Annotated in this window: 13 protein-coding genes; all 13 read left to right on the top strand. The window is 53.5% G+C overall.

Going from position 1 to position 12,842, the window contains the following annotated elements:
• The first annotated feature begins 107 nt into the window (after window positions 1–107).
• The 13 genes from AB1611_01505 (at window position 108) to AB1611_01445 (ending at window position 12,729) form a co-directional block, all read left to right on the top strand.
• On the top strand, window positions 108–713 hold the full coding sequence (locus tag AB1611_01505) for an indolepyruvate oxidoreductase subunit beta (GenBank protein MEW6378261.1): 606 nt from the start codon (window positions 108–110) through the stop codon (window positions 711–713).
• Window positions 710–2,038 carry a phenylacetate--CoA ligase gene (locus AB1611_01500; protein ID MEW6378260.1) on the top strand — a complete coding sequence of 443 codons (1,329 nt, stop codon included), beginning with the start codon at window positions 710–712 and terminating at the stop codon, window positions 2,036–2,038. The genes AB1611_01505 and AB1611_01500 overlap by 4 nt, the downstream gene beginning before the upstream one ends.
• Window positions 2,039–2,055: 17 nt before the next feature.
• The gene (locus AB1611_01495) at window positions 2,056–2,487 is read left to right on the top strand and encodes an ACT domain-containing protein (GenBank protein ID MEW6378259.1); all 432 of its coding nucleotides are present in this window, start codon (window positions 2,056–2,058) and stop codon (window positions 2,485–2,487) included.
• 52 nt (window positions 2,488–2,539) lie between these two features.
• Window positions 2,540–3,703 (top strand): ABC transporter substrate-binding protein, encoded by a 1,164-nt coding sequence (locus tag AB1611_01490; protein MEW6378258.1) that lies wholly within the window; start codon window positions 2,540–2,542, stop codon window positions 3,701–3,703.
• A gap of 98 nt (window positions 3,704–3,801) precedes the next feature.
• Window positions 3,802–4,683 carry a branched-chain amino acid ABC transporter permease gene (locus AB1611_01485; GenBank protein ID MEW6378257.1) on the top strand — a complete coding sequence of 294 codons (882 nt, stop codon included), beginning with the start codon at window positions 3,802–3,804 and terminating at the stop codon, window positions 4,681–4,683.
• Window positions 4,683–5,663, top strand: a complete 981-nt coding sequence (locus AB1611_01480) for a branched-chain amino acid ABC transporter permease (GenBank protein MEW6378256.1) — start codon at window positions 4,683–4,685, stop codon at window positions 5,661–5,663. The genes AB1611_01485 and AB1611_01480 overlap by 1 nt, the downstream gene beginning before the upstream one ends.
• A gap of 3 nt (window positions 5,664–5,666) precedes the next feature.
• A complete protein-coding gene (locus AB1611_01475; GenBank protein ID MEW6378255.1) occupies window positions 5,667–6,467 on the top strand; it encodes an ABC transporter ATP-binding protein in 801 nt (266 codons plus the stop codon).
• Entirely contained in the window at window positions 6,445–7,179 is a 735-nt protein-coding gene (locus AB1611_01470; GenBank protein ID MEW6378254.1) for an ABC transporter ATP-binding protein, read from the top strand. Before AB1611_01475 ends, AB1611_01470 begins: the two co-directional genes overlap by 23 nt.
• Window positions 7,180–7,191: 12 nt before the next feature.
• The gene (locus AB1611_01465; protein MEW6378253.1) at window positions 7,192–8,493 is read left to right on the top strand and encodes a phenylacetate--CoA ligase; all 1,302 of its coding nucleotides are present in this window, start codon (window positions 7,192–7,194) and stop codon (window positions 8,491–8,493) included.
• 336 nt (window positions 8,494–8,829) lie between these two features.
• A complete protein-coding gene (locus AB1611_01460; GenBank protein ID MEW6378252.1) occupies window positions 8,830–9,864 on the top strand; it encodes a hypothetical protein in 1,035 nt (344 codons plus the stop codon).
• A 309-nt stretch (window positions 9,865–10,173) separates the two neighbouring features.
• Complete coding sequence (locus AB1611_01455) at window positions 10,174–10,968, top strand: hypothetical protein (GenBank protein ID MEW6378251.1); 795 nt, start codon at window positions 10,174–10,176, stop codon at window positions 10,966–10,968.
• The gene (locus AB1611_01450) at window positions 10,965–11,561 is read left to right on the top strand and encodes a flavodoxin family protein (GenBank protein MEW6378250.1); all 597 of its coding nucleotides are present in this window, start codon (window positions 10,965–10,967) and stop codon (window positions 11,559–11,561) included. The genes AB1611_01455 and AB1611_01450 overlap by 4 nt, the downstream gene beginning before the upstream one ends.
• Before the next feature lie 37 nt (window positions 11,562–11,598).
• Entirely contained in the window at window positions 11,599–12,729 is a 1,131-nt protein-coding gene (locus tag AB1611_01445) for a TlpA disulfide reductase family protein (protein MEW6378249.1), read from the top strand.
• Window positions 12,730–12,842: the final 113 nt, after the last annotated feature.

The following is a 12,842-nucleotide window of genomic DNA, read 5'->3' as shown; positions in this document are numbered from 1 at the left end:
CACGCTGGTAGTTCAAATCTATTCCCCTTCTTGGTGCCTATCCGAAAAGCAGGTACAACTATTCTCCTCCAGCAGGGTGGAGAACTCTATATAAGGTGCAACATACCATGAACGAGAACATGAGCGGCAAAAAAGACATTTTGATCGTTGGTGTAGGTGGTCAGGGGATTATCCTGGCCAGTAAAATTCTGGCCAATGCGGGAAAGGAGGCGGGATTTGAGGTTAAACAGAGTGAAGTTCACGGTATGTCTCAGCGGGGTGGAAGTGTTTCCACGCACGTTCGCTTTGGCCGCCAGGTTGCATCTCCCCTGATCAGGGAGGGTGAGGCTGACTTTTTGCTTTCTTTCGAGCTGCTGGAAGCGCTGCGATGGGTGAATTCCGTCCGGCCTCAAGGGCATATCCTGGTAAACAACCTGAAAATCAATCCCGCTCCGGTCAGCGCCGGCCTTGCGGAGTACCCTGCTGACATCGAGCTGATTTTATCAAAGAGCGGGCGCCAGGTCCGCCTGATCGAGGGTGTCGGGCTGGCTGAGCAGGCAGGAAGCAGGAAAGCCATGAACATGGTTCTCCTCGGTGCTCTGTCCGGGCTTTTGCCGGATATTGGCGAGGATATATGGCTTGGGACAATTCGGGCGCAGGTTCCGGCCACAACCCGGCAGATTAATGAACAGGCCTTTCAGTTGGGACGAAAAAGTATGGAGAAAAATATATGAAAGGTGATATAGCTCAAGGATTTTGGGATGAAAAATATGAGTGTATGGATCGAAAGGAGATGGAAGCGCTTCAGACGGAGCGGCTGCGCAATCTGGTTCACCGGGTCCATGCAGCCGTTCCCTTTCATCAGAAACGGTTTGCCGAGCATGGCGTGAAGCCGGAGGATATCAAGAGTCTGAAGGATTTAAGCCGCCTGCCCTTCATGACCAAGCAGGACCTTCGGGATACTTATCCCTTCGGCCTGTTCAGCAAGCCCATGCATGAGGTGGTGGAGATTCACTCCTCGTCCGGAACCACAGGGAAGCCGGTTGTCGTGGGCTACACCCGAAACGACCTGGACCTTTGGGCTACGGTCATGGCCCGGACGCTTCGCTGCGGCGGTGTGACCGAAAAGGATGTGGTTCAGAACGCCTATGGCTATGGACTGTTCACCGGCGGTTTGGGCGTGCACTATGGCGCGCAGAAGGTGGGTGCCTCGGTCGTGCCCATTTCCGGGGGAAATTCCAAACGGCAGATCATGATCATGCAGGACTTTGGAACCGATGCCCTCGGCTGCACTCCCTCCTACAGCCTCTGTCTGGCTGAGGTGGCCGAAGAGATGGGGGTGGATGTCAAGTCACTGAACCTGAGAGTGGGATTTTTCGGGGCCGAGCCCTGGTCCGACAGCATGCGCCTTGAGATCGAGAAAAAGCTGGACATCCTGGCCCTTGACATTTACGGCCTGACCGAGATCATCGGCCCCGGAGTGGCCAGCGAGTGCCCGCACAAAAACGGCCTGCACATCAATGAGGACTTTTTCCTGCCGGAGGTGATCGATTCCGAGACCGGCGAGGTACTGCCGTACGGAGAAGAGGGCGAACTGGTGATCACCACCCTGACCAAGGAGGCCTTTCCGGTCATCAGGTTCAGAACCCGCGATATTACGGTTCTCAATCCTGAACCCTGTGAATGCGGACGGACCCTGGTCCGGATGCGAAGAGTTACCGGCAGGACCGACGACATGCTGATCATCCGGGGAGTGAACGTCTTCCCCTCGCAGATCGAGGATGTTCTGGTCAGGATCGAAGGGGTATCTCCCCATTACCTGATAGTGGTTGACCGCAAAGGAACCCTGGACGACATCGAAATCCGGGTCGAGGTTGCGGAGGGGAACCTGTTCGACGAGATCAAGAAGTTTGAGGAGATGGAACGAAAGATCAAGAATGAGCTGGAAAGTGTCCTGGGCATCAATACCAGGATTAAACTGATGGAGCCGCACGCCATCGAGCGAAGCATGGGCAAGGCGGTGCGGGTTCAGGACAGAAGGAACCTGAAGGAAGACTAGAGAGAGGGGGGAAGATTATGATCGTCAAGCAAATCTCCATTTTCCTGGAAAACAGAAGGGGCCGTCTGGCCGAAGTAACCCAGTTGCTCGGAGAGCAGAAGATCAACATCCGGGCTATTTCCCTGGCCGACACCTCGGACTTTGGCATTGTCCGCCTGATCGTCAATGATACGGAAAAAGCCTACAGGGTGCTGAAAGGCGCCGGTCTGACCGTCAACAAAAACGAGGTCATCGCGGTAGAAATTCCCGACGAACCCGGAGGGCTCTCCTCGGTGCTCAATGTTCTGAAATCCGCAGGACTCAATGTGGAATATCTCTACGGATTTCTGGAGAAAAAGACGGACAAGGCCATTATGATCTTTCGCTTCGATGACATGAACGAAGCCCTGCGGGTGTTGCAGCAAAGCGGCATATCAACTATTACCGATGAGGAATTGAGCAATCTGTAATAAACAGTTCGTATGAACTGGCAACATCTAACACTTTAAGGGAGGTTCTGAAATGAAACAAAGAATGACCAGGTTTTTGGTAGTTCTGGCAGTTTTCGTATGTGCAGGTTTACTCTTGGCCAAGACCGTTTTTTCCGCTGAAAGTGCCAAACCGTACAAGATCGGGGCCATTTTCGATATTTCGGGCAAGGCTTCCGCCCTTGGCACTCCGGAAAAACAGACAGCCGAGATGGTGGTGGAGGAGGTCAACAAGGCTGGCGGAATCAACGGCCATCCGGTGGAACTGGTTTTCTACGATACGGCCATGGACAATCAACGGGCACTTGAGAGCGTGAACAAGCTGGTCAAAAAGGACAAGGTCCTGGCCATCATCGGCCCCAGCACCAGCGGAGAGAGCATGGCCATCATCGAAACTATTCAAAACAGTGAAGTCCCCAATATTTCCTGTGCGGCCCGGATTGAAATCACCGATCCTCCGAAGAAATGGGTCTTCAAGACTCCCCAGACCGACCGGCAGGCCATGACCAAGATCCTGGGCTATCTGAAGAAACAGGACATCAAGAAGATCGCCTTTATGTCGGTTGAAGGGGGATTTGGCTCCGGCGGGCTGGTCCAGGTTGACTCCCTGGCTCCGGAATTCGGGATCGAGATTGTAGCCAGGGAAAAATTCTCCGAGGATGACACCAATATGACCACCCAGCTCACCAAGATCCGGGGGACCGATGCCAAGGCCCTGATCGTCTGGTGCACGGACAAGGGGTCGGCCAAGGTGGCTGCCAACATCCGTCAGCTCGGCATGACGATTCCCATCTTCATGAGCCACGGCATCGCCAGCATGAAATTCATCGAACAGGCCAAAGAGGCAGCCGAGGGAATAATCTTTCCGGCAGGCCGTCTCCTGGTGGTCGATTCTCTGCCGGAGACTGATCCGCAGAAAAAGATACTGGCCAAGTATGCCGCTGATTTTAAGGCCAAATATAACGCTACGGCTGATACCTTCGGCGGTCATGCCTGGGATGCCATCAATCTGGTGATCCAGGCTATCAAGAAGGCGGGCGACGATATAGACCGCATCCGGGATGAGATTGAAAAGACCAAAAATTTTGCCGGTATCGGCGGTGTATTCAACTTCTCGGACAAGGACCACCACGGCCTTGGCCCCGAATCGCTGGTCATGATCAAGATCGTCAATGGAAAATGGACTTATCTGGAGTAATGGAAAAAGGAGTCAGAATTCAGGAGTCAGAATTCAGAAGAGAGCAGGCTTGCTCATTCTGAATTCTGACTCCTCTAAAAACGAAAGCTGGTTGACTCATGAACTTCACTGATCAACTCCTTCAGTATCTGGTTAACGGCATTACCAACGGCGGGATTTACGCCCTCATTGCCCTTGGCTTCACCATCATCTACAAATCGACCGACATCATCAATTTCGCGCAGGGTGAATTCGTGATGCTGGGTGCGGTTTTCATGTCCACGTTGTACCACCATGTCCACCTGAATCTGGCAATTTCCTTTGGACTGAGTGTTCTGGCTGTGGCCATCATCGGCATCCTGATGGAGGTGCTCATGATTCGCCCTCTCCGGGAAAGCAGCGTGGTCAGCCAGATTATGGCTACGATCGGTGCCTCGATCTTTCTGCGGGGCGCTGTCATGTTAATCTGGGGACGAAACGATCTGTTCGTCCCCTTTTTTTCTTCCGGCCAGCCGTACCGGTTCTTCAGTGCCATTTTCGACCGGCAGTATGTATGGATTCTGGCCATCGCCCTCCTGGCCATGAGCGGATTGCATCTGTTTTACGAAAAGACGATCCACGGCAAGGCCATGACCGCCTGTGCAGCCAATAAAAAGGCCTCCATGCTGGTCGGTATCAATGTCGAGACCATGGTCATCCTCTCCTTTGGACTCAGTGCGGCCCTGGGTGCTCTGGCTGGCGGCGTTCTGGCACCCTTCGGGATGAAATACGACACCGGCGTCACCTTCGGGCTCAAAGGGTTTTGCGCGGCCATTGTCGGCGGGCTGGGCAACAATGTCGGGGCCATTGTCGGGGGATTTGTGCTGGGCGTGGTCGAAGAGCTTGGAGCCGGTCTGATCTCATCGAGCTATAAAAATGCCATTTCCTTCTGTATCCTGCTGGCGGTCCTGCTGATCCGTCCGCAGGGAATTCTCTTCATCAGGAGCGGGGAGCGGGTTTAATGGTCAAGAGTATCTGGAAACGAATCGAGCAGGCCCACTTTTTCCTGTTTTGCCTTGTGGTACTGGCAGCGCCCCTGGCCCTGCGCCGGTTCGATGCGGGCGATTATTATCTCAGCGTGCTGGTGCTGGCTGGAATCAACAGCATCGTGGTCATTGGCCTGAATCTGCTCATGGGCTATGCCGGCCAGATATCGCTGGGGCACGCTGCCTTTTTCGGCCTGGGTGCCTATTCATCGGGAATCGTCACCACCCGGTTCGGCCTTTCCCCCTGGCTCGGATTTGCCCTCTCCATCGGCCTGAACGCTGCCGTAGCCTACCTTCTGGCTGAACCCATTTTGAAGCTGAAGGGTCATTATCTGGCCATGGCCACGCTTGGCATGGGGATGATCTTTTCGAGCCTGTTCGCCAACCTTGGGATTACCGGAGGCTCGGAGGGGATTGGTGTGGCCAAACTGAGCATCCTGGGCTATGTTATGAACAGCCGTGACCTGAAAGAGGTCAACTATTACTACTTCACCTGGATCGTGGCCCTGGTGCTGGTTTACCTGGCCGTCAATCTGGTTAATTCGCGGGTGGGCAGGGCCTTGCGGGCCATCCATTCCAGTGAAGTGGCAGCTCATTCCATTGGCGTGGATATTGCAAAATTCAAAACACAGGTTTTTGTTATCAGTGCCATGTATGCCGGAATTGCGGGCAGTATCTTCGCTCATTACTCCACCTTTCTCTGCCCGCCGGACTTTGGGTTGACCCAGTCGATCCGGCTTTTGACCATGGGCGTTATCGGCGGGATGAGCAGTATCTGGGGCGGATTGCTGGGAGCGTCGATCCTGACCATGCTGCCGCAGGTCCTGGATGTGTTCGCCGAGTACGATATTCTGGTCTATGGGCTGCTCCTGATCCTGGCGATCGTCTTCATGCCGCAGGGCATGAGCCGGAAGATCGCCCTGGGATGGAAAAAATTGACAAGGCAGGAATCGTAAGGTATGCCGGATAAGCCTCTCCTTGAAGTCAAGGGCCTCGGAAAAGACTTTGGCGGCGTTAAGGCCATTCAGAATCTGAGCTTTAGTGTCAAGCCAAAGAGCATCAAAGGGTTCATCGGACCCAATGGGGCCGGTAAGACTACGGTCTACAATGTGATCAGCGGGATTCTCCCTCCCTCCTGCGGGGAGATTCACTTTCAGGGGCAGAGGATTACCGGCTCAAAGCCGTATCGCATTGCCGAGCTGGGGCTGGTGCGGACTTTTCAGAATATCCAGTTGTTCACCAACATGACGGTTCTGGAAAATGTCATGATGGGCCGTCATATCAGGTCAATCAGCGGTATTTTCGCCTCTTCCCTGCGGCTTCCCGGCATGCGGGCAGAAGAAAAGAACATCCGTGAGCAGGCTCTGCAAACCCTGGCCTTCGTGGGGCTTGCGGACAAGGCCCAGGCAGCCGCAGGCAGCCTCCCCTTCGGGCACCAGCGGCTTCTGGAGATTGCCAGGGCACTGGCCACCGAGCCAAAGCTGATCCTGCTCGATGAGCCTGCCGCCGGTCTGAACACCAAAGAAACCGGCCAACTGGCCGAGCTGATTTTCCGGATCCGCAAGCGGGGAATCGCCATGATGGTGGTCGAACATGACATGGAGCTGGTCATGGAGGTCTCGGATGAGATCATGGTTTTAGAGTACGGCCAGAAGATTGCCGAGGATATCCCCAGGAATATTCAGGCCAATCCGAAGGTAATTGCCGCCTACCTGGGCGAGATGGAGACCCAAAGCAATGCTGAGGCTCAAGAGTATTAATGCCTGCTACGGGCAGGTGCATGTTCTGAAAAATGTCTCTCTCCACGTCGCACCGGGAGAAATCGTCACCCTCCTTGGGGCCAACGGTGCGGGCAAGACCACCCTGTTAAACCTGATTTGCGGTCTGATGAAGAACCGGGAAGGTGAGGTCTCTTTTGAAAAGCAGGACATCACCCGCCTTACTCCCCACAGGATCGTTCAGTGCGGAATCAGCCACGTCCCGGAGGGGCGGCAGGTTTTTAATCCCCTGACGGTTATCGATAATCTCAAACTGGGGGCCTATCACCGGCTCGGCAGGATAAAGAAAAAAACCATCGAGCAGGACATAGAGGTCATTTTTTCCCTGTTTCCTTCCCTGGATCGGCGCAGGCACCTGCCAGCCGGTAATCTGAGCGGAGGAGAGGCCCAGATGCTGGCCATTGGCCGGGCGCTCATGTCATCGCCAAAGCTTTTGCTCCTGGACGAGCCCTCCATGGGGCTGGCCCCGAAAGTCGTCAATGAGATCATGCAGGTAATCGAAAAGCTGCGCCAGCGGGGCACCACGATCCTTCTGGTAGAGCAGAACGCCATGCGGGCCCTGAAGATCGCTGACCGGGCTTATGTGATGGAAACGGGCAAAGTTGTTTTGGAGGAAAAGGCAGCCACTATCCTGGGGAATCAGGAGATTGTCCGGGCATATCTGGGAAAATCCAAAAAAGAGGTTTGGGAATAACGAGTAAGGAGCATGCCTATGTGGGAGAAAGACTATGAATCCATGGATCGGACGGATCTGGAACAACTGCAGCTTGAGAGATTGCAGGCAACGCTGAACCGGGCTTACCGGAGCGTGCGCTTCTATAACCGGCTCTTTGATGAGGCTGGCATCATCCCTGAAGAAATAAAAACCATGGATGATCTGGCCCGGATACCCTTTACCCGAAAATCAGCCCTGCGGGACAATTACCCTTACGGCATGTTCGCCGTACCACTGCGGGAAGTGGTGCGCATCCATTCTTCTTCCGGAACATCGGGCAAACCCACGGTGGTCGGCTATACCCGAAACGACCTGCTGCACTGGAGCAATCTTGTGGCCCGTATTCTGGTTTCCGCCGGGGTAACCTCGGAAGACGTCATCCAGATCGCTTTCGGCTACGGGCTTTTCACTGGAGCCTTCGGCCTCCACTACGGTGCGGAGCGGCTCGGTGCCTCGGTCATCCCCGTTTCCAGCGGCAATACGGAAAAGCAGGTCATGATCATGAAGGATTACAAGACCACGGTCCTGGTCTGCACCCCCTCCTATGCCCTGCATATCGGCGAGGTCATGAAGGAAATGAATGTCCATCCCAACGAGCTGTCCTTAAAAATCGGCTGCTTCGGCGCGGAAGTATGGTCGGAAGGCATCCGGAAGAAAATCGAGGAAAATCTCTATATCAGCGCCACCGATAATTATGGCCTGAGTGAAATCGTCGGCCCCGGTGTGGCTGGAGAGTGCCACCATAAGTGCGGCCTGCATATCCAGGAAGACCACTTCATTCCGGAGATCATCAATCCGGAGACCGGCGAGCGGCTGCCGGTGGGCGAGATGGGAGAGCTGGTGCTGACCACCATCACCAAAGAGGCCCTGCCCATGATCCGCTACCGGACCGGCGACATCACCCGCCTTATCAAAGAGCCCTGCCCCTGCGGACGGACCCTCATGCGCATGGAGCGGGTCACGGGCCGTTCCGACGATATGCTGATCATCCGGGGAGTAAATGTTTTCCCCTCCCAGATCGAATATGTCCTGCTGGAAGAAGAAGGGGCCGAGCCTCACTATCAGTTGATCGTGGACCGGGAAGGCGCTCTCGATACCCTGGAAGTGCGGCTGGAAGTGTCCGACAAGATATTCTACGATGAAATGAAGCTTCAGCAGGAATTCCAAAAGCGCGTCCAGAAGAAAATCTCCTCCCTGCTGGGCCTCAATGTCAGGATCACCCTGGTCGAGCCCCGCTCCCTGGAGCGAACCACGGGCAAGGCCAGGAGGGTTGTCGATAACCGGAAGCTGTAAGGGTACGCGCCTGGAGGCGGAAGGCAGGGGAAGGATATCCCTCATAGCGATAGCCGCAGAAAGCGGGAGCATTATCTTGAGGGTGTGATAGCAACAGTGCTCTAGCGTTGAGTTGTAACACTGTGTAGAGTTTTGCATACTTGTCTTCATATAGGCAATATTATGCATAGTATGCATAATATTGCCTATATGACACCCTTCACTACGATAAAATAGCGAAGTCTTTTAATCCCTTATCTCTCCCACAACTTGGGTACAGTTATTGCAACCTTCAAGCAGAGAAATATTTTCCTGGAAGCAGCAAGAGCTTTGTACCATTTCCCCAATGGAGAGATAATGACCAGACTGATCAGGCTTGTGATCATCACCCTCATACTCTTTGGAGCACTCTGTGCTTTTGCCGGAACAGCTCAATCCCAGTGGACTGTTCTGCCTCCCGCCGCCGTACTGCCTCCAGTAATTGCCAGCCCTTTTCCGGATCCCTTCGGGTATCCGGGATTGTTATCCCTGGGATTGGAGGGGTATGGGCAGGCATGGCCGGTATCTGCGATTCCCTATTCTTCTCTTGCGGGCCTTGCTTCTCCCGCTCTGACCAATCTGCCTCCTCAAAGCATCTACCCGAATGGAGTTATCCCCTTTGCCCCCTCCTGGCAGCCTGCAAATCCGGTTTATGGTTCCGGATGGAATGCTCCTTACCTGCCGTCACAGGGCCAGGCAGGAATAATTCCGCCATATGCAGTGTATGGCAATCCTCTGCCAGGGTATACAAACCCCGCTCCCCCGTCAGTTTATTATCCTCCTGTTTCCGGCTATCCATCGGCTTCTTCCGGTTACCCGCCGGTTTCTTCCGGCTATCCTGTTCAGGGAGGGCTCATCCCCGGGATTTCTTATCTCCCCGGCTCTACTCTGGCTCCTTACCCGTATTCCTATTATCCTGATTATTCCGGCTATTACAACCCGGCACCATCAGGCCAGCAGAGTGATCCCAATACTGCTTCCTCAACTTCCACCAGTCAGGACCCTCCTGCACAGGTGGGTGGAGTATGGATCGGTACCTGGACATCGAGCTTTAACTCACAGCAGAACCAGACCAGCGGTTCCGCTTCGATTAACCTGGCTCAGGAAGGGACAGCAGCCAGTGGAGTTTTTCTTTTTGTAGATCATCCTACTATCAACGCCCTCAGCGCGACCGGTCTTATCCAGGGGGATCAGATTCAGGTGAGCACTGTCACCGGAGAGGGGAATTCCACACTGACCATTTCGTTTGAGGGAAAGGTCAAAGGTGATACCTGGAGCGGAGAGTACCTGATCATCAACAAGGCAGGCGCAGCCATAGAGGCGGGAGAATTTGTGGTCAGCAGGATATGGTAGCCTGATTGCCGGAGGATTTCTCTTGTATTTATGCTGTTTTTCGGTCACAGTGCAGGATAACGCCGTGCACCACACTGGTCACTGATCACTGGCCACTGGCCACTGACCACTGACCTCCTTGCGCTGATTCATGGGAAAAGGCCGAACTATAGGTAAGTTGGACGACACTCCGGCATCATGGATGAGCTTTATAGTTTGAAGATGCTTGCAGGAGCGGTCAGCCTGACTTGACGAAGCACGTGGAAGTATGATTTAATAATATTTTCAAGTTGAATCCTTATCTTTTAGCAAACGAAGGGGGGTATGAAATTGCCAAAAAAATTTATCCTTATCCTCGCCCTGGGCGGCGTGATTCCGGTCCTTACGATACTTACCTTCTTTATCTTCTATTTCAATGCCCGTTCCCGAGTCGCACAAAGAGAGGGTATCCAGAATCCTTCTGCGATCCAGAACCTCTCCTCCTCTCCGGATTGGGTCCAGAGGTCACAATCGGCCTTGCGGCAGTTGGCTGAAGACCCTCAGCTCGTGCAGTACCTCCAGCAGACAGACTGGTTCCTGGCCGGCGAAAGAAATCCCCGGAGGCAGGGAGAGCGGCATATTGTCTTTCAGTACCTTGAACGGTTTCAGGATCAGCATCCGGAATTTGAAGAGATTATGCTGAAAAATCCGCAAACGGGAGAAAAGTACCTCACTGTTCCGAAAGGGGCCCTGGGAGAGCAGTTCATCGGGGTCCGCCTGCTGATTACTATTCCTGTCAAGTCCAATGGCCAGGGCACGCTTGCCCTGCTGCAGGGGTTTGTCAATCTCAGCAGGCCCGGCATGCCTAACCGGCTTAATCAGCCCAGCCAGTTCCTGCCGCCATCAGGTGGGAAAGTTGCGGAGCGTACGGTCAGACCGACTGCCGATCGGACTGTTACCAGAAAAATTGCCGGAGTTTTTGTCCTGGTCCTTACCTTTATCGTTATTTCCATCCCTACCGCCATGTTTTTCCTGTATCGAAAAATGAAAAAAACGGTCAATCCCCCCGCCCCGCCGCCATCCTATTCCTCAATGGCTTATCAAAACCGGCGGAATCCGGCCTCGCGAAGAGGAAGAAGACAGTGACTCAAAACCCTTCGATTATTGCCCTGTGCGGAAGCCCCCGGCTCGGGGGGAACACTGATTCGCTGGTTGACGTCTGTCTGCAGAGCGCTCAGGAGGCCGGCCTTGCGGGGAAAAAGTTTCAGCTCAACCAATTGCGGATTAAACCCTGCCAGGAATGTGGAGGGTGTTTGAAGACCGGCGAATGTGTAATCCGGGATGATATGCAAAATATTTATTCTCACCTTCGGCAGGCAGCCGGAATTATCCTCGCTTCCCCCGTGTTCTTCGGGAGTCTGACGGCTCAAACCAAGGCCCTCGTTGACCGGGGCCAGTGCTGCTGGGTATCCAAATACCTGCTGAAGACACCCTTTTTCCCATCAGAATCAAAGATCCCGGGAGTGTTCTTATGTGTGGGAGGAATGAACAAATATCAATTCTTTCAAAATGCCCAGCAGATTGTCAAAATCTGGTTCACCATCATGAACATCCGCTATATTTCCGAACTTTTTTATCCGGGTGTTGAGCACAAAGGGGAAATTCTCCAGCATCCACTGGCTGTGCAGCAAGCCTCCCGCCTGGGGAAATATCTGGCTCAAACAATTCTGGAGAAATGATGTAATGCGAGTCAGGGTGTTTTTCGTATCATTCTCTATGCTCCTGTTTCTTCTCGTGCCTGCCCTGTTTCCTGCCAGGGGGAACCTTGACGCCGATACTCGGCTTCGGGCTGGAAAGAAAATTCCCGCTATTCCCCTGCTGAACACTTTGACTCAGGAGGAGCGCCGATATCTTGGCCTTCGTCGTGGGTTTTTCAGTTTTCGTGAAGAAAGTTTTTTTTCTCTCGATGATATTCAGGCCGATTACATCGTCCTGGAATTCCTCAACCGGTACTGTGTTTCCTGTCTGGCGCAGGCCCCTCTCCTGAATACTCTCTATCAGAAAATATCCCGGGATAGCAGCTTACAGGGCCGGATCAAGTTTCTGGCTGTTGGTGCCGGGAATAATAAACGGGAGACTCAGCGGTTTCGGGCGGAAAAAAAAGTCCCTTTTCCAATTATCCCTGATCCGGAATTTGAGGCTTATGAAGCCCTGGGAAATCCCGGCGGTACCCCCTACCTCCTCATCCTGCGGCAATCGCCGGAGGGAGTGCTGCTGGCCAAATCGCACCTTGGGCTCATTCAAAATGCTGATACCCTGTTTGCCGAATTAAAAGAGCTCGTCTCACTTGACCTGGCCTCGTTCCAGAGAAAAATTCAGGAACATCGGCATCTCGAAGTTGTCCAGGCACGACCTCGATCTATCCAACTATCCTGGTCGGAAAAAGAAATCCGGGGAAAGATCCAACAGGCCATCCTTCACGGCGATACAAAGCAGCGGTTATCCTTCCAGAAAAAAAACTTGCCGGAGTACCAGGATATCTATATTGTCGATTCTCTCCCTCTGGCAGGAAGAAAGCGATGGGTTGCCAAAGTGTATACCCGCCCTCCCCTCTGCGACGTCTGCCACCCCATCTATTTTCTGCTCATTTTTAATGGTCAGGGCGTGGTCACAAACTTTATTCCTCTGCATATTACCAAGTATGATAATCTTTCCATAACTGCAGCAGATGCCGAGAATTTGGAAAAGCGGATCGTGGGCAGGCATCTGACGAAAAATTATCAGTTTCGTCCGGAGTACGATTCTATCAGCGGGGCTACCATGAGCATTTCGCTCATCTTCGACAGCCTGAATAAAGCCGGTGGATTATACCGCAAGTTGCAGCAGGCAGGGTACCTTCCCGACTAGGGCGGGTGGGGAGTCTGGGAGGCTGTCGCAGTAAGGTGCACCTCCTCCATGCCTTTTGGGATTCCGGGATATTTCTTGTTCTTGACAATTGGGGGGAATTCTTGTAAATTCAA

Source organism: bacterium (assembly GCA_040755755.1).
In the GTDB taxonomy this organism is placed as follows: domain Bacteria; phylum SZUA-182; class SZUA-182; order DTGQ01; family DTGQ01; genus DTGQ01.
This window is presented reverse-complemented; position numbering and strand designations above follow the sequence as displayed.